Raw genomic sequence first — 16,670 nt, 5'->3', positions numbered from 1 at the left:
TGGCATCCTGAATAAACGCGGCGACCTCACGTTTTTCGCCGGCAAGCCGGCTCCTACAGAAAAGCCGCTTCGCAAATGCCCCAATCTCACGACCCCACCAAAGGCAACGAAAAACTGAACACCGCCCCACACGGCTCCAGATTCTGCGCCCAGATATCCCCCTGATGCCGACCAATGATGTTCTTGCACAACGCCAGCCCAATCCCGTTACCACCCACCTTCGACGAAAAGAACCCGTCAAAGATTTTCTCCCGCGCCACGGCCTGAATCCCGCGCCCACAATCCTCGACACTCAACCGCGCCACGTTTCCATCCCGGCAGGCATGCAACCGCAGCACCCGACGCTCCACGGGCAGCTCACTCATCTCTTCAATGGCATTGAACGCCAGGTTCAGAATCACCTGCCCAATCAGCACCCTCTCGCACTGCACCATCAGCGGTTGCGCGCTCGGGACGATCTCCAGCCGCACCTGACTCGGCTCGGCCCGCAGGCTGATGAAATATCGGGTTTCCTGCAGCAACTCATTGAGGTCCACCCACTCCGCGCTCTGCTCCAGCTTGACCACATAATCACGCACACTCTTGATGATCGTTGACGCATGCTCGACCTGCCGCACGGCACTTTGCAGCCCCCAGTTCACCCCCTGGTCGGCACTGTGGGTATCGCCCAGACGAATCAAAACCCCCTCGATAAAGTTGCGCGTGGCCGCCAGTGGCTGGCTCAACTCATGAGCAATCGCCACCGCCATCTCGCCCATGGCGTTGTATCGGGCCAGGTATTCAAGCTGCTGTTCACTGACACGCCGGGCTTCCTCGGCGCGGATCAGGTCCCGCTTCACCTTGTCTTCCCGGGAAATATCCCGGAACTGCACCATCAGCACGTCGCGCCCGTCCAGGTGCACCAGCGTCGCGACCGCTTCCGAAAGAATCTCCACCCCGGCCTTGGAGCGATAACACCACTCGATGGTGCGCTGGCCACTGCGGGCCGCGCGCTCGAGCCAACGCAGGCCGATGGAGCGCTTGTACTTCGGTGCGTCCCGGGTCATGTCCGGGGCCTTGAGCGGGATCAGTTCTTCCAGGGTAAACCCCAGCGCCGACAGCGCCGCGGTGTTGGCCCAGAGGATGTCCTTGCTCTGCGCATCGTGAAGGATGGTGCAGATCGGCATGGCTTCGATCAGGGTGTGGAAATCATTGTTATTGGGTAGGTACATCGCGTAGCCCTTGGCGGTGGAGGGGACGACTACGGTGGCAAGTTATACCGGTTTGCATCCGGGGGCACGCTCAGAAGTAATCGGGGGCGCACTAGGGGATTTCTTTAGCCGGTGGGCTGCACGCCCCAATAGTTGACGGTGGTCGGGCTTTTTACACTGGACCTATCAACGCCCGACACGGCGTCCATAACAACTACAACGGAGAAAGCCCATGCTGCGTTCGGCCCTCGTGCAACCAGACGCTTTACCCGACGTGCAGCCCGCGCTGTTCCAGCAGGTGCTCGATGAAGTGCGCCAGCGCCGCGACGAGTTCGACGCCGGCTCCCACGTGCCACGGGACATGATCGAACGCTTCAAGCAGGTGGGCATCTACCGGGCGGCCACGCCCCGTTGTTTCGGCGGCGATGCCCTGGCCCCCGCAACGTTCTTGCAGATGATCGAGCGCATATCCGAAGCCGATGGCTCTGCCGGCTGGGTCGCCAGCTTCGGCAGCGCCGGCGTCTATCTTGCGGCCTTGCCCCAGGAAACCCTCGCCGAACTGTATGCCGACAGCCCCGATCTGGTGTTTGCCGGTGGCCTGTTCCCGTTGCAGCCGGCGGAAACCGTCGAGGGCGGCTGGCAGGTCAACGGCACCTGGAAGTTTGCCAGCGGCTGCAAAGGCGCCGACCTGCTGGGCGTGGGCATCGGTGCGGCGGGCGGCAAGCCACGCACTGCCGTGTTCAAGCCCGGCCAGGTTGAAATCATCGAAAACTGGGACGTGGTCGGCCTCAAGGGCACCGGCAGCCATGACCTGCGAGTTACCGACCAATACATCGACGAGCGCTGGACCTTCATCCGTGGCGGCGCCGCCACCATCGACGAGCCGCTGTTTCGTTATCCCTCGATTGCCTACGCCGCACAGGTGCTGGCGGTGGTCAACCTAGGCCTGGCCCGCGCGGCCCTCGATGAAATCAGCGCCATGGCCAGCGGCAGCGGCATCACCGGCGCACCGAAACTGGCGGACCGCGCCTACGTGCGCATCGAAATCGCCAAGGCCGAAGCCCGGCTGAGCGCCGCTCGGGGTTTTTTCTACGGCGCCACCGAACAAGTGTGGAACTCGATCCTCGCCGGCAACCCGGTCACGGCCGAGCAAACCAGCCTGCTGCGCCTGACCGCCATTCACGTGTCCCAGGCCGGCGCCGCCGTGGTGCAGAGCGCCTACAGCCTGGCGGGCACCACCGCGATCTACCTGCGCCACCCGCTGCAACGCTACCTGCGCGACGCCATGGTGGTGACCCAGCACGCCTTCCTCAGCGAAGGCCTGTACGACGGCGCGGGCTCGGTGTTCCTCGGCGTTCCTCCATTTCCTGGCTACATCTGACTTTCAAGGATCAACCCATGTCCCAAGCCACTCAAGAACCGCTGCGCGTCGTCTTCTGCATCGGCATCACCCAGAACTTTTTCGACCTGCCTACCGGCGAAGGCCTGAGCGTGTGGAAAGGCTTCAGCCAGATGATGGGCGACCTCGGCGCCATGCCGGGCATCAACGTGCTGGGGGCGATGGATGACGACCGCTTGATGGTCGGCCCGTCGACCACCTCGCCGTGGACCGTCTACATCATGGCCGACGTCGACTGCCACCAGTCGGTGATCGACGCCTGCAACCTGTTCCGTACCACGCCGGTGGGTGAATACAGCCTGTGGCGCTACGCCAAGGTCGAAGCACGGATCGGCCGCCCGCTGACCATTCCCGAAGCGGCCAGGGTGTGAGCCGTGGACCTGTTGCAGCGTGTTGAAACCCTTGAAGGGGAGAGCCAGGTAAGGCGCTTGATGGCGCGCTACATGGACCTGTGCGACGTGCCCCGGGCGGCGACCAACGTTCGCGAGTTGGCCGAGCTGTTCACCGTGGATGCGGTGTGGGAAGGCATTGGCACAAGTACCGCGCAGACCTTCGGCCAGCATCAGGGGCGCGACGCGGTGGCGGCGTTTGTCGGCAGCTACCTGCCACCGTCGGAACACTTTGCGCTGAACCTGCATTACCTCACCAGTGAGTCGATCCAGGTAGACGGCAGCGCGGCTGCAGGGCAGTGGATCATGCAACAGATTTCCACCTACGCCGACCAGCGCAGCGAGTTGTTCGGCACGCGGCTGACCATCGATTTTCGCCGTGTCGACGGCACCTGGCTGATCGCGCATTTCCGTACGCAGCGCCTGTTCAATAGCATGTTGGGGGTGAACCCATGAGTACCTTCGTCAGCGAATTTTTACTCGGTGGCAGCGGCCGACGCGTGGCCATCAAGGATTCCATCGACATCGCCGGGTATCCGACCCGCTCGGGCAGTCGTGCCTTTGCCGATGCTCCGCCGGCGACGCGGCATGCGCACGTGGTGCAGGCGGTCCTGGATGCCGGCTGGCAGATCGTCGGCAAGACCAGCCTGCATGAACTGGCATTTGGCGTCACCGGCATCAACGACTGGAGCGGTACGCCCGTCAATCCCCAGGCGCCAGACCGCGTGCCGGGCGGCTCCTCCAGCGGTTCGGCCGCGGGGGTTGCGGCGGGCCTGGCGGATATCGCCATTGGTACCGACACCGGCGGCTCGGTGCGGGTGCCGGCGGCGTGCTGCGGGATTGCCGGGTTGAAACCGACCTATGGCCGAGTCAGCCGCATTGGCGCGCAACCGGCGGTATCCAGCCTCGATTGCGTCGGTCCGTTTGCCGCGAACATGCAGGACCTGATTGCCGCGATGCAGGTGATTTGCCCGGGTTTCCAGGCACAGGCGGCGCCGTCCGGCAGCGTGCCGGTGGGCTTTCTGGATGTGGCCTGTGAGCCATGGCTGAAGGCGAGCCTGATGGCTGCCGTCGACGCGGCCGGCTGGCGTCAGCAGCGTCTGCATCTGGACGACTTTGACACGGCGTTCGGCGCAGGCCTTACGGTGATTAACGTCGAAAACTGGGCAGCCTTCGGTCACCTCACCGGCAAGGGGCTGATCGGTGCGGATGTCGAACAACGCTTGTTGGCTGCCAGCCGCACCAGCGCTGCTGATTTGGCCGCAGCCGAAGTCGTGCGCACCCGCTTCAGTCATCAGGTGGACGCCGCGCTCGAAGAATTCTCCGTGTTGCTGCTGCCGACGATGCCGGATCTGCCGCCGACCCTGGCCGAAGCCCGCAACGGCAGCCAGGCCGTGGCCCGCATGACGCCATTGGTGCGGCCATTCAACCTCAGCGGCCACCCGGCGCTGACGGTGCCGGTGACCCTGGCCGACAGCGGGCTGAAGGTGGGGCTGCAGATTGTCGGCCGCAAGGGCCAGGACGAATGGGTGTGTGCCCTCGGCGCACAACTGCAACAGAGCATCACGGCTCGCCAATAAGAACAACGCCTTGAGGAGGGCTCCATGAGTACCCATGAATACCGGCTGATTGCCAAATCGAAAAGCCTCGACGAGTTGGTCAAGCACGATCGCGTCGACGTCTCGCTGTACAACGACCCGGCGCTGTTCGAGGCCGAACTGGAAAAGATCTTCTACCGCACCTGGGTCTGGGTCGCCCATGAAAGCGAAGTGCGCAACAGCGGCGACTTCAAGACCGCGACCATTGGCCGGCGCCCGGTGATTGTGGTGCGCGACAAGAAAGGCGCGATCAACGTGCTGGAAAACCGCTGCCGCCACCGTGGCGCCACGGTTTGCGAGAAGCACAAGGGCAACGCCAGCGGCTTCACCTGCCCGTATCACAGCTGGTCCTATGGTTTGGACGGCAAGCTGCGGGCGCTGCCTTACCCGGACGGCTACGAAGGCATCCTGGAAAAGTCCGAGTTACCCCTGACCAGCCTGCGGGTGGACAGCTACGCCGGGATGGTATTCGCCAGCTACAACGACGATATCGAACCGTTGGCCGACTTTCTCGGCGGCGCCAAACACTGGATGGACCTGTTCATGAAGCAGGGCGCCGGCTACCCGATCAAGACCCAGGGCGAACACAAGTTCAGCTTCAAGGGCAACTGGAAGATCCAGCTGGAAAACACCACCGACGGCTACCACTTCCCGATTGTGCACAAGTCGTTCATGTCGTCGGTGGACGCCGAGACCTCGGAAATGCTCTCGTTCATGACCGACGAGCAGGCCGTCACCCATTCCCTGGGCAATGGCCACAGTGTGATGGTGATGGTGCCCGAGCATGTCGACCTGGACCACGACGACGGTACCGAGCAATTGCAGGAGCGTTTCGCCCACGTCACCGAAGAACTGTCGAAAACCATGGAGCCGGCCCAGGTGCGACGCATCGTGCGTTCGCTGCACGGTGCCGGGTTCAACCTCAACCTGTTTCCCAATGTCGCCATGTCGATGTCGTTCTTCCGGGTGCTGCGCCCGGTGTCGGTCACCGAGACCGAAATCCGCCACGTCGCCCTGGGCATGGAGGGCGGCCCACAGGTTGCCAACCGCGAGCGCCTGCGCATCCACGAACACTTCCAGGGCCCGTTCGGCTTTGGCAGCCCCGACGACGCCGAAGCCTGGGACCGGGTGCAACGCGGCTCGTATGCCGGCGTGGACGCACCGATCCTGGTCAACCGTGGCCTGAACCGCGAAGTGCTGGCCGACAACGGCGACAAGGTATCCCACGCCACTGATGAAGGCGGCATGCGCGGGGCCTATGACATGTGGAAAAGGATGATGAGCCAATGAACACCCTGACTGGTTTTACCGCACCGCTGGCCCAGGCCATCGAATTCATCTGGCGTGAAGCCCAACTGCTGGACCACAAGGACTACGTGCAATGGGCCGCGTTGTGGAGCGAGAGCGGGCGCTACGTCGTACCGATCGACCCGGACACCGAGGATTTTGAAGCCAACCTCAACTATGCCTATGACGATGCGCGCATGCGTGACCTGCGCATCGAACGGCTGACGGCGGGGTATTCACCGTCAGCGGTGGATGCGGCGAAAACCGTGCGCAGTGTCTCGCGATTCACCCTGGTGGAAGCGGCGGGCGAGGTGGTGGAGGTTAACTGTGCGCAGCTGCTGTACGCCTACAAGCGCGGAGTACACACGCCGTTCGTGGCCGACCTGAATTACCGCATCCGGTTCAGCGCCGGGGTCGCGACCCTGGAGCGCAAGGTGGTGCGGCTGATCAATTCCACCGACAGCCTGAGTGCACTCGGCTTTCTGTTGTAAGCACGATTCAAACAACGACACAAAACCAATGTGGGAGCGGGCTTGCTCGCGAATGCGGTGGATCAGTCGCCACATGCATTGACTGACACACCGCATTCGCGAGCAAGCCCGCTCCCACAGTTGAGACGAGGACATCCTGATGAACCGAATCGCGCTTGTAACCGGCGCCTCCCGTGGCCTCGGCGAATGCATCGCCCGGCGCCTGCACGCCGCAGGCTACCGCGTGGGCCTGGCGGATGTGCACCTGGACGGCGTGCAGCGCCTGGCCTCTGAACTCGACAACCGCGGCGAAACCGCCGTCGCCATCGAGCTGGATGTGCGCAACAAGGCCGATTTTATTCGCGCCCGGGACCTGCTCAGCGAGCGCTGGGGCGGCACCGATATCCTGGTGAACAACGCCGGGGTGTCGAAAGTTGCGGCGCTGATGGACATCACACCCGAGGAATTCGACGAATCGATGGCGATCAACCTGAGGGGCACGTTCGTGGCCTGCCAGGTGTTTGGTGCGCATTTCGCCGAACGAGGGTTCGGGCGCATCGTCAATATCGCCTCCCTCGCCGGGCAAAACGGCGGCACTGCCACTGGCGCGCATTACGCCGCGGCCAAGGGCGGCGTGGCTACGCTGACCAAGGTCTTCGCCCGTGAACTGGCGCCCCGGGGCGTGACGGTCAACAGCATTTCGCCAGGCCCGCTTGATTTGCCGGTGGTGCGCGAAACCGTGGCGCCGGAGCGCCTGGAGCAGATCCTCAAGATTATCCCGACGGGCACCCTCGGCGACCCGCACACCATCGCCGACACCGTGCTGCTGTTGATCGCCGACCACGCCGCCTCGATCACGGGCGCGTGCTGGGACATCAACGGCGGGCTGTTCATGCGCTAGTCACCCCCGAAGTGGGCCTGCTGCGCAGTCCAGCGGGAGCAAGCTCCCTCGCCACAGGTTAGCGTTCAACCGAAACAACAGGATTCAGGTGCTGCAATGATGAAGGTGAAGATCGAACGCATCGTCGATGAAGCGCTGGATATCCGTTCCTTTCGCCTCGTGCGCAGTGACGGCCAGCCCCTCGACAGTTATGAACCCGGGGCCCATGTGGACCTCACCGGGCCGACCGGCGTCACCCGCCAGTATTCGCTGTGCAGCCCGCCCCACGATGGCCGCGCGTACCTGGTGGCGGTGAAGAAAGAGGCGCAATCCCGTGGCGGCTCCCTGGCCCTGCATGAGCAGGTGCAGGAGGGCATGGAACTGGAGATGGGCGCGCCGCGCAACCTGTTCCGCCTCGACCCGGAGGCGCCGGCCCATGCGCTGTTTGCCGCCGGTATCGGGGTGACGCCGCTGTTGAGTATGGCCTATCGACTGGTCGACAGCGGCCAGCCGTGGTGCCTGCACTATTTTGCACGTTCGGCGCAGTACGCGGCGTTTACCCAGCTGTTGGCCGATACATTCGGCGAGCATGTGCAGTTTCACTATGGCGTCGAGCCGGACGCGCTGGATGCGGCCTTGAGCGCCTGCCTGGACCCGGCGGGCGCGGCTGCCCACGTCTACACCTGCGGCCCCGCGCCGTTCATGCACAAGGTGGTGGAAGTGGCGGCCCGCAGCCGTCCCGAGGAAGCGATCCACCTGGAGCACTTCCAGGCCGACCCAGCGGCGAATGCCGGGCCCAGCGGTGGTTTCGAAGTGGAGCTAGCCAGCTCCGGCGTGGTGCTGCAAGTACCGGCGAATACCAGCCTGGTGGACGTATTGCAGGCCCACGGTTGCGACATCGACACCGAGTGCCGCGAAGGCATCTGCGGCACCTGCATTGTCGAGGTGCTGGAAGGCGTGCCCGAGCACCGTGACAATTGCCTGTCGACCAAGGAGAAGGCCGCCAACCGGCAGATTTGCGCGTGTGTTTCCCGGGCGGTTTCCGCTCGTCTGGTATTGGATATTTGATCGGCGCTACCCGTAAGATTGCTGGGACCAAAAAAATAAAAAACGTGAGGCCTTGCGGTCATGATGAGTTCAACGGTGCAACGTAACGAATCGTTCGAGCGTTGGTTACAGCAGGTTAACCAGGCCTGTGGACGCTTCGATGCCAGGGCCCTGGGCGCGGGGTTTTATGGGGAGTTGAGCGAGTTTCGCAGCGGCGCGATCAAGCTCAGCGTGGTCGATATGGCCCAGGTGCATCTGTATCGCAGCAGCAAGGAAGTCAGTACCGGCAATGAAGGGCACTACTACGCGGTGTTCCAGTTGCAGGGCAGCGCACAGCTGGAACAGGGCGACAACCGTGCGCAACTGGGCTGCGGTGACATCGCCCTGATCGACGCCTGCCGCCCCAGTGACATGACCTACCACGACAACTCCCGGCAATTGTCGCTGATCCTGCCGCGCCAGGTGGTGGAGCGCGGTTCGCACTTCACGGCGGTCAACTGCGCGACGCGGATCTCGGCGCGCACGCCGTTGGCGCTGATGGCCAGCCAGATGGTGCTCGACACCCGCCAGCAAAACGACCTGGGCATGCAGGAAAGCGAAGCCGTGCTGGATGCATTGGTCAGCCTGCTGCTGCCGGGGATCAGCGCCCGGGACAACGGTGTGGACACCCAGGAACGGCAGTTTCGCAAGACCATCGCCTACATCGATGCGCACATCGGTGCCGAAGAACTCTGCCCCGAGCTGATCGCCCGGGAAGTCGGGGTGTCGGTGCGCGGGCTGTACCGGATGTTTTCCAAACGCGGGCTGGTGGTGGCGCAATACATCAAGCACCGACGCCTGGATTTCTGCGCCGAAACCCTGCGCCATTCGCCGGCGGAGCAGAAGCTGTCGGCACTCTGTTATGCCTGGGGCTTCTCCGACTCCAGCTACTTCTCATCGGCGTTCAAGTCGCGCTTCGGCGTGTCACCGGGCGAGTACCGCAAGCGCTATAGCCATCATTGATGCGTGCCGCTCCCGAACCTGGAATGCATTTTCCTGTGGGAGCCGGGCTTGCCCGCGATGCAGGCCACTCGGTCTGACAGGTACACCGCCGCGATCCCTTCGCAGCCTCGCCAAGGCTCGACAGCTCCCACATTCAATCATCGCGCCCTAGGGATACAACACCTCGCGGACCAGCATGGCGATGCTGGTCACGCCCATCTTTTCCTTGATCTTGGTGCGGTGCACGTCAACGGTCTTCACGCTGATGTTCAGCTCGCGGGCAATCACCTTGCTCGCCTTGCCGTCCACCACCAGCATCAACACTTCTCGCTCCCGGCTCGTCAGCAGCGCCAGCTTGCCTTGCAGGTGCTCGCGCTGTTCCTGGTCGGCCTGGGCCTGTACAGCGGTCTTCAGAGCGGCCTGGATGCGGTCGATCATCTGTTGCGGGTTGTAGGGCTTCTCGACGAAATCCAGCGCGCCGTTTTTCATTGCGGTGACCGACATCGGTATGTCGCCGTGGGCCGACACGAAGATGGTCGGCAAGGTACTGCCGCGCCGGTTGAGGATCTCCTGCAACTGGAAGCCGCTGGTCTGCGGCATGCGCACGTCCAGCACCAGGCAGGCGGGCTGGCGCGGGTCGTAGTGCTCAAGGAACTCTTCGGCCCCGGCGAAACATTGGGCCTTTATGCTGACCGACTCCAGCAGCCAGGCCAGCGAGGTACGCAGGTCTTTGTCGTCATCAACGATGTAAACAATAGGTGTGCGAATTTCCATCAGGGACTGCCACGAGAATTTCTAATTGTTGTTTTCGCACGCGGGCACGCTGCGGCGGACATTGGCTCATCTGTGGAGCCTTGCCAGCAGAATACCCAGTGTGAACGGCCCTGACGATAAAGAAACCACCTAGTCGGCATGGGGATCGTCTGAATGGTCGCGCCGCACGGGGCGTCTTAGTCTTGTGGCATCACCCACGGACCGTAAAGGGGCACCGACATGGCCGACCTGAGCCAGCAGCAAATCGACTTTCGCAACGCCATGGCGCAACTGCCGGCCGCGGTGAACATCATCACCACCAACGGCCCCGGCGGGCGTTGCGGGATCACGGCGAGTGCGGTGTGCTCGGTGACGGATTCGCCCCCCACGGTGTTGGTGTGCGTGAACCGCGGGAGTGCGACCCATGATGTGTTCCGTACCAATGGGCAGCTGTGCGTGAACGTGCTGTGCGGGGAGCAGGAAGAGCTGGCGCGGCACTTTGCCGGGATGACCCAGGTGCCCATGGCGGAGCGGTTTGCCTGGGACCTGTGGGACGGAGGCGAGGCGGGGGTGCCGGTGCTGCGGGATGCGCTGGTGCAGCTGGAAGGGCGTATCAGTGAGTGCAAGGAGGTAGGGTCGCATTCGGTGATGTTCGTGGAGTTGTCGCGGGTTGGGGTGCGGGGGCAGGGCGACAGCCTGGTGTACTTCAACCGGCTGTTTCACCGGATTGAGCATGCTGGCGCCCATTGCTGAAGGTTCAGGAGATCAAATGTGGGAGCGGGCTTGCTCGCGAAGGCGGTGTATCAGAAACCTATTCAGTGGCTGACACTCTGTCTTCGCGAGCAAGCCCGCTCCCACATGGGGCCTGCGGGGCAGTTGTTGGTCAGATGCGAAAGCTGCCCACCAGCTGATTCAAGCGTTCCGCTTCACGCTCAAGCTCGGTACAGGCCTGCAGCGTCGACTGCAGGTTTTCCACCCCGGCCTGGTTCAGCATATTGATCTCGGTAATGTCCACATTCAGCGCTTCCACCACCGACGTCTGTTCCTCGGTCGCCGCCGCCACCGACTGGTTGACGTTATCAATCTCGCCAATCCTCTGCGTCACACTGGCCAGCCGCGTACCCGCCAGGTTGGCGATGCTCACGCTTTCCTCGCTGTGCTGCTGGCTCTCGGTCATGGTGCTGACGGATTCCCGTGCGCCCACCTGCAACTCTTCGATCATCTGCTGAATCTCCAGCGCCGACTCCTGGGTGCGATAGGCCAGGCTGCGCACCTCATCGGCCACCACCGCAAACCCGCGCCCGGCCTCACCGGCCCGGGCCGCTTCAATGGCGGCGTTCAGTGCCAGCAGATTGGTCTGCTGGGAGATGCCCTTGATCACCTCCAGGATTTGCCCGATGTTCACCGTCTTGTGATTCAGCGCATCGATGTGCACGCACGAGGCGCTGATCTTGCCCGACAGTTCATTCATCACGGCAATCGTGCGCTCCACCACCTGGCGCCCGTCCTCAGCCTGTTGCCGGGCGCCGGAGGCTTGCTGCGAAGCATCGGAGGCATTACGGGCGATTTCCTGGGCGGCGGCGCCCAGTTCGTTGATCGCCGCCGCGACACTGTTGGTGCGGGTCGCCTGTTCATCGAAGTTGTTCAGCGAGGAATTCGAGGCCAGCAACACCCGCTTGACCACCTGGTTAACCCCGAGCCCCGCTGAAGACACTTCGCGAATTGACTGGTGGATGCGTTCGACAAAACGGTTGAAGGCGCTGGCCAACTGGCCGATTTCGTCCCGGGATTGCACCTCCAGCCGCCGCGTCAGGTCGCCTTCGCCCCGGGAAATGTCCTCCATCACCCGGGTCAGGGTTTGCAGCGGCCGGGTGATGCGCAGCGCGGCGTACCAGATCAACAGCAGGCCGAGCAGGGCCGAGCCGCCACCCAGCAGCAGTTCCAGGGCGGTGCTTTTCACCCCTTGGGCATCGAGTTGCTGTTGCAGCGCAGTGACCGGCGCCAGCAGCACCGACTGCGGCACGCCCACCAGAACGCCCCACGGTGCGGCACCGGCAATCGGTGCCAGCGGTTCGAGTAGCTTGATTTGCTGTTGATCGACAAAGGTTTGCGGTTGCCCCTGGCGCAACGCGTCCAGTACCTGGGCGCCATCCTGCATGACTTCGCTGATCGGCTGCCCGAGGCGGCTGGCGTCCTCGCTGTAGGCGGAAATCACGCCTTTGGGGCTGACGATGCTGACTTGCCCGTGGCCGTCGAACAGTTGCCCGGCGCTGGTTTGGCTGGCCTGTTGCAAGGCCGCCAGGTTGATGTCCAGGCCAATCACCGCGATCACCTTGCCGTGCTCCATCAGCGGGAACGCAATGCTGGTCACCAGCTTGCGGCTGCCGGAAGCCTCGTCGAAATACGGCTCCAGCACACAGGCCCTGGCGGTGTCGCGGGCGCAGGTGTAGAAGGCGTTGTACGGCGCGCCGCTGGGGCCGGGCGAGGTATTGGCCAGCAGCGCTTCGTCGCCGACTACCGCTGTCAGTTCACCCGGGGTGGCCTGCACCCAGTATTGGGCGAAGCGCCCGGCCTCGTTGCTGCCGACGGCGGCCTGGTCGACGAAGTGGGCATCGTCACCGTCCAGGGCATTGGCTTCGAAAATGACGTAAATCCCGAGCAGGTCGGGCTTGTCGACCAGGGCCTGGCGCAGCTGGGTATTCAGCTCCTGGCGCAACTCTGGGCGGGTCAGTTTGCCCTGTTGTTGCAGTTGCCGCAGGTACAGCACATAACGCGACAAGCCCTGGCCGTATTCATGGGTTTGCATGAAGGTGCGTTGCACCTGCATGGCCTGAACTTGCCCCAGGGCCTGCATGTGTTCCTTGGCGGCGGCAGCGAGCATGTCGCTGCTGGCCTGGGCCACGTGCTGGCTGCTCTGGTGGGTCTGGTAAAGCGACAGGCTCATCAGCAGGCCGACCACCAATAACAGGCAGAGGCCGGCGAGCAGGGCGATCTTGCTCTGGATCGTGAGGAATTTCGTGTGCATTGCGAAGGCCTTGGCCAGGCGGGGCGATGGCGGCGCCACCGCCCCGGCCGGGCTTAGAAGTTAGTGGCGAACACCACTTGGCTGTAGAGGTTTTTATCGTGGTTGCCCAGCTGCGTGCCGCCTTGCTCGGCGCTCTTGTCCGGCTGGTACAGGCCGATCAGCGGCATCACCGTCAGGTGGTCGTTGACGTGCCATTCGGCGTACAGGTCCAGCTCGTGGCCGTCGTTGTTGCCGAGGTTGCGGTCGATGGTCTTGAAGTCGAACAACACCGCGCCGACGTTGAGGTTCTGCAGGGGCGAAACCTTGAACGTGACGTTCTGGATGCGTGAGTTGTTGTTGAACGGCCCGGCGTAGTTGCCCGCCACTTCACCCTGGAACCAGGTGCCGTAGCCACGGCTGAAACCGTAGAACAGCGGGTCGAAGCCTTCCGAGAAGCGGCTGTAGCGGTAGCTCACATACGGCGTCCAGGTCACGTCGGAGAAGGTCCAGCCAGCTTCCAGGTACCAGGCGTCTTCGTTGCCGGTGTGGGGCTTGTCCTGCCAGGCGTATTCGCCGGACAGGAACAGGTTGGTCACCCCGGCATTGCCCGTGGCCCGCAGGCTGTAGGTCTTCATGCCATCGCGTTCCAGTTGCGTGGGGGAGGCGTACTGCTTGTCGACGTCGGTGGTATCGATGTACGTCAGCCCCACGGTGCCTTCGGCGGCCACGTGTTCGAGGGTGGCGACGTACATCTCGGTCTTGGCCTGGGCACGGTTATCGGACTTGAGCCACATCAGGTCGCTGCGCCAGCCGTCCTTGCCGCCCAGGCGCAACACGGCGGTTTCGTCGAAGGCCTTGCGGGCGGCGATGTAGTAGCCGCCGCCGCGATTGAGGTCGCCATCGGCCACGCCCTTGCCGAAGTTCAGCGCGTCGCCGTCAATCAGGAAACCGTCGCCGACCACGATGTTCTGGCGGCCGAAGGACAGGTCCACGCCATTCTCGCCCAGGGCCTCAAACAACTTGCCCGAGCGCCAGCCGAGGTAGGCGTCTTCGAATTGGGTGGTGCGCTCCGAACCGTCGCTGAAACCTGCGGCATCGCCGTCGGCCCAGGTGCCGGAACTCAGCAGGTTGGCCGCACCGTAGGTGGTGCCGGCGCCGCTGAAGCTTTTGTCGAAGCTCAGGCCGTACTTCACGTAGCCCTCGCGCCAGGACGAGGAGCCCTTGGCCAGGCGGCCGGATTGACTGTAGTTCTGCTGGCTGTGGAAGGCACCGAATACCGCTTCCAGCGTGGCGTTCAGATGACTGCTGTCATCGGCGTACAGCTCATAAGCGCCGGCCGGGTTGGCGCCGATCATCAGCGCGAGGGTCGAGAGACGAAGCAAGGGGGACTTGAGCATGGTGTGGCATCCATTCTTGTTCATGACCACAGGGTTGGGGTCTGCCGCGATACTAATGCTGGCGAAGTGACGTGCCTTTTGTCTGGTTGCCAAAGACTTGACTGTGCTTGCCAGAATCCACGGTTTGGCAGCCCGGCCAATACGACTGGCACGCAGGGCAAAACCCGAGCGACCTTGAGCCCTGACAATCGTCGGCAACTTCGATGATTTCCAAGGTCGTTTTTCTATGTTCACTGCACACAGATTTTCCCTGGCCGGCCTGCTGTCGCTGGTCCTGGCCCACAGCGCATTCGCCGCTGAATGCGGCCCTGACCAGAACCGTGGCGCCCAGGTTTTCGCCAACGAATGCAGCGTGTGCCATGCGGTGGCGAAGGGCGGCGCGACAATGATGGGGCCAAACCTGGCGGGCGTTTACGGGCGTAAATCCGGCTCCCTGGCGGGCTTCAGCTACTCCCAGGCGATGCGTGACAAAAACGTCGAGTGGCAAGCCGAGACCATCGCGCAATTCATCACCCAACCCCAGGCGTTTGTGCCCGGCACCTACATGCCCTACATGGGCCTGGCTTCGGCCGACGATCGCCAAGCGGTCGCCTGCTTTCTCAAAGAACAGCATTGAATACAGGTGAATCATGAGCAACGTTGAAATCCTGCCGCAGGTGGCTGCATTCCTGGACCGTCGTCATGGCTGCTTTATCGATGGCCAATGGGTATTTGCCGAGGGCGAACACATCAAGGTGATCAACCCGGCCACCGGGCAAACCCTGTGCGAAACCCTCGACGCGCCGCTGCACGTGGTGGAGCAGGCGGTGCAGTCGTCCCATGCGGCGTTCAAGTCCCGCGTGTGGTCGGGATTGCGCCCGGCCGACCGTGAGCGGATTTTGCTGAACTTCACCGCATTGGTTGAGGCCCATGCCGAGGAGCTGGCGCAGCTGGAAACCCTGAGCCAGGGCAAGTCGATCAACCTGGCGCGGGGGCTGGATCTGAACGCCACGGTGGAGTTCATGCGCTACATGTCGGGCTGGGCGACCAAGATCGAAGGGCAGACCTTCGACGTGTCCATCCCTTTGCCGCCGGGGGCCAGGTTCACTGCGTTCACCAAGCGCGAGCCAGTGGGCGTGGTGGTGGGCATCGTGCCGTGGAATTTCCCGCTGCTGATTGCGGCCTGGAAATTGATGCCGGCGCTGGCGACCGGGTGCACGGTGATCATCAAGCCGGCGATGGAAACGCCGCTTACCGCGATGCGCCTGGCGGAGCTGGCGCTGGAGGCGGGGATTCCGGCGGGGGTGTTCAACGTGGTGACCGGCGGCGGTGCGTCGGTGGGGGGCGTTCTGACTGCTCATCCGTTGGTGAGCAAGGTGTCGTTTACCGGTTCGACTGCGGTGGGCAAGAGCGTGGGGGTGGCGTGCATGGAGAACATGACGCGGTTTGCCCTGGAGTTGGGGGGCAAGAATCCGATGATCGTGTTGGCGGATGCGGATATTGATAAGGCGATCCAGGGGGCGATCCTGGGTGGGTTGCTAAACAACGGGCAGGTGTGTGCGGCGGCTTCGCGCTTTTATGTGCATCGTTCGGTGTATGACCGGTTTGTCGAGGGGTTGGCGGCGGCGGTGTCGGCGATGCCGTTGGGGGCGGGGATGGATGGTGAGGCGGCGATTAATCCGTTGGTGTCGCGCAAGCAGCAGCAAGGGGTACTGCGCCATATCGAGCAGGCCCGGGCTGAAGGGGCGCGGGTGGTGATCGGTGGGGATGAGGTTGCGGGTGAGGGTTTTTATGTGCGGCCGACGATTTTGGCGGATATCGATCATGGGATGGCGGTGGCCCGGGAGGAGGTGTTTGGGCCGGTGTTGGGGGTGATGGCGTTTGATGATGAGGATGCGGTGATTGAGTTGGCCAATGACAATCGGTATGGGTTGGCGGCCAGTCTTTGGACCAATGATCTGGGTAAGGCGATGAACCTGGTGCCGCGGATCGAGGCGGGGACGGTTTGGGTGAATGCGCATGTGTTGCTGGACCCGGCGATGCCGTTTGGCGGGGTGAAGCAATCGGGGATGGGGCGGGAGTTTGGGCGGGCGGTAATTGAGGCTTATACCGAGCTGAAGTCGGTGTGTATTGCGCATTGATTGGGGGCATATCCGTTATTTAGGTCACGGCGACTTATGGTTTCGCTCTTACAGCGAGTCACTTTGCAAAAGCGGCAAAGTAACCAAAGCGCTCTGCCCCGCCTGTCGGCGCCTCGCTTTGGCTCGGCGTTCCCTCACTCCGGCATTGCTCCGCG

At 63.1% G+C, this 16,670-nt stretch carries 15 protein-coding genes and 2 pseudogenes; 12 read left to right on the top strand and 5 right to left on the bottom strand.

Annotated elements, in window-relative coordinates; all coding sequences use genetic code 11:
* Positions 1–86 precede the first annotated feature (86 nt).
* Positions 87–1,211: a sensor histidine kinase gene (locus HX839_RS26275; RefSeq protein WP_177036947.1), complete on the bottom strand. Its 1,125-nt coding sequence runs from the start codon at positions 1,209–1,211 to the stop codon at positions 87–89.
* 211 nt (positions 1,212–1,422) lie between these two features.
* Here HX839_RS26275 and HX839_RS26270 point away from each other — a divergent pair, with 211 nt between their 5' ends.
* The 9 genes from HX839_RS26270 to feaR all read left to right on the top strand — a co-directional run bounded on the left by HX839_RS26270 (position 1,423) and on the right by feaR (position 9,262).
* Complete coding sequence (locus HX839_RS26270) at positions 1,423–2,571, top strand: acyl-CoA dehydrogenase family protein (RefSeq protein ID WP_102368716.1); 1,149 nt, start codon at positions 1,423–1,425, stop codon at positions 2,569–2,571.
* A gap of 17 nt (positions 2,572–2,588) precedes the next feature.
* A complete protein-coding gene (locus HX839_RS26265; protein ID WP_003208867.1) occupies positions 2,589–2,960 on the top strand; it encodes a hypothetical protein in 372 nt (123 codons plus the stop codon).
* Between the two features lie 3 nt (positions 2,961–2,963).
* Positions 2,964–3,434, top strand: a complete 471-nt coding sequence (locus tag HX839_RS26260; protein ID WP_134326262.1) for a nuclear transport factor 2 family protein — start codon at positions 2,964–2,966, stop codon at positions 3,432–3,434.
* Positions 3,431–4,558, top strand: a complete 1,128-nt coding sequence (locus HX839_RS26255) for an amidase (RefSeq protein WP_177067935.1) — start codon at positions 3,431–3,433, stop codon at positions 4,556–4,558. The genes HX839_RS26260 and HX839_RS26255 overlap by 4 nt, the downstream gene beginning before the upstream one ends.
* A gap of 24 nt (positions 4,559–4,582) precedes the next feature.
* Positions 4,583–5,866 carry a Rieske 2Fe-2S domain-containing protein gene (locus HX839_RS26250; protein WP_087694279.1) on the top strand — a complete coding sequence of 428 codons (1,284 nt, stop codon included), beginning with the start codon at positions 4,583–4,585 and terminating at the stop codon, positions 5,864–5,866.
* Positions 5,863–6,354, top strand: a complete 492-nt coding sequence (locus HX839_RS26245; RefSeq protein WP_177009342.1) for an aromatic-ring-hydroxylating dioxygenase subunit beta — start codon at positions 5,863–5,865, stop codon at positions 6,352–6,354. Before HX839_RS26250 ends, HX839_RS26245 begins: the two co-directional genes overlap by 4 nt.
* A 139-nt stretch (positions 6,355–6,493) precedes the next feature.
* Entirely contained in the window at positions 6,494–7,234 is a 741-nt protein-coding gene (locus tag HX839_RS26240) for an SDR family NAD(P)-dependent oxidoreductase (RefSeq protein ID WP_003208858.1), read from the top strand.
* Positions 7,235–7,330: 96 nt separating this feature from the next.
* Positions 7,331–8,281, top strand: a complete 951-nt coding sequence (locus tag HX839_RS26235; RefSeq protein WP_177067934.1) for a PDR/VanB family oxidoreductase — start codon at positions 7,331–7,333, stop codon at positions 8,279–8,281.
* Positions 8,282–8,341: 60 nt separating this feature from the next.
* On the top strand, positions 8,342–9,262 hold the full coding sequence (feaR, locus tag HX839_RS26230; RefSeq protein WP_023658728.1) for a transcriptional regulator FeaR: 921 nt from the start codon (positions 8,342–8,344) through the stop codon (positions 9,260–9,262).
* Positions 9,263–9,409: 147 nt separating this feature from the next.
* On the opposite strand, the gene HX839_RS26225 is transcribed toward feaR, so the two are convergent.
* Positions 9,410–10,015: a response regulator transcription factor gene (locus tag HX839_RS26225; protein WP_177045465.1), complete on the bottom strand. Its 606-nt coding sequence runs from the start codon at positions 10,013–10,015 to the stop codon at positions 9,410–9,412.
* A gap of 219 nt (positions 10,016–10,234) precedes the next feature.
* On the opposite strand from HX839_RS26225, the gene hpaC reads away from it, so the two are divergent.
* Entirely contained in the window at positions 10,235–10,747 is a 513-nt protein-coding gene (gene hpaC / locus HX839_RS26220; protein ID WP_003212611.1) for a 4-hydroxyphenylacetate 3-monooxygenase, reductase component, read from the top strand.
* A 130-nt stretch (positions 10,748–10,877) separates the two neighbouring features.
* Here the strand turns inward: hpaC and HX839_RS31940 are convergent.
* The 3 genes and pseudogenes from HX839_RS31940 to HX839_RS26210 all read right to left on the bottom strand — a co-directional run.
* Positions 10,878–11,474 (bottom strand): annotated as a pseudogene (locus HX839_RS31940) (methyl-accepting chemotaxis protein); the annotation flags it as partial.
* A gap of 258 nt (positions 11,475–11,732) precedes the next feature.
* Positions 11,733–12,800, bottom strand: a pseudogene (locus tag HX839_RS31935) (HAMP domain-containing protein); the annotation flags it as partial.
* A 272-nt stretch (positions 12,801–13,072) separates the two neighbouring features.
* A complete protein-coding gene (locus HX839_RS26210; RefSeq protein WP_177067933.1) occupies positions 13,073–14,395 on the bottom strand; it encodes a hypothetical protein in 1,323 nt (440 codons plus the stop codon).
* Positions 14,396–14,621: 226 nt separating this feature from the next.
* Here HX839_RS26210 and HX839_RS26205 point away from each other — a divergent pair, with 226 nt between their 5' ends.
* Together HX839_RS26205 and HX839_RS26200 are read left to right on the top strand one after the other, a co-directional pair.
* The gene (locus HX839_RS26205; RefSeq protein WP_177036955.1) at positions 14,622–15,011 is read left to right on the top strand and encodes a cytochrome c family protein; all 390 of its coding nucleotides are present in this window, start codon (positions 14,622–14,624) and stop codon (positions 15,009–15,011) included.
* A 13-nt stretch (positions 15,012–15,024) separates the two neighbouring features.
* The gene (locus HX839_RS26200) at positions 15,025–16,515 is read left to right on the top strand and encodes an aldehyde dehydrogenase family protein (protein WP_008431084.1); all 1,491 of its coding nucleotides are present in this window, start codon (positions 15,025–15,027) and stop codon (positions 16,513–16,515) included.
* The last annotated feature ends 155 nt before the right edge of the window (positions 16,516–16,670 follow it).

The organism is Pseudomonas sp. I8001, assembly GCF_013385345.1.
Lineage (GTDB): Bacteria > Pseudomonadota > Gammaproteobacteria > Pseudomonadales > Pseudomonadaceae > Aquipseudomonas.
Note: the sequence above shows the minus strand (reverse complement) of the source record. Positions and strands in the feature narration are given on the sequence as shown.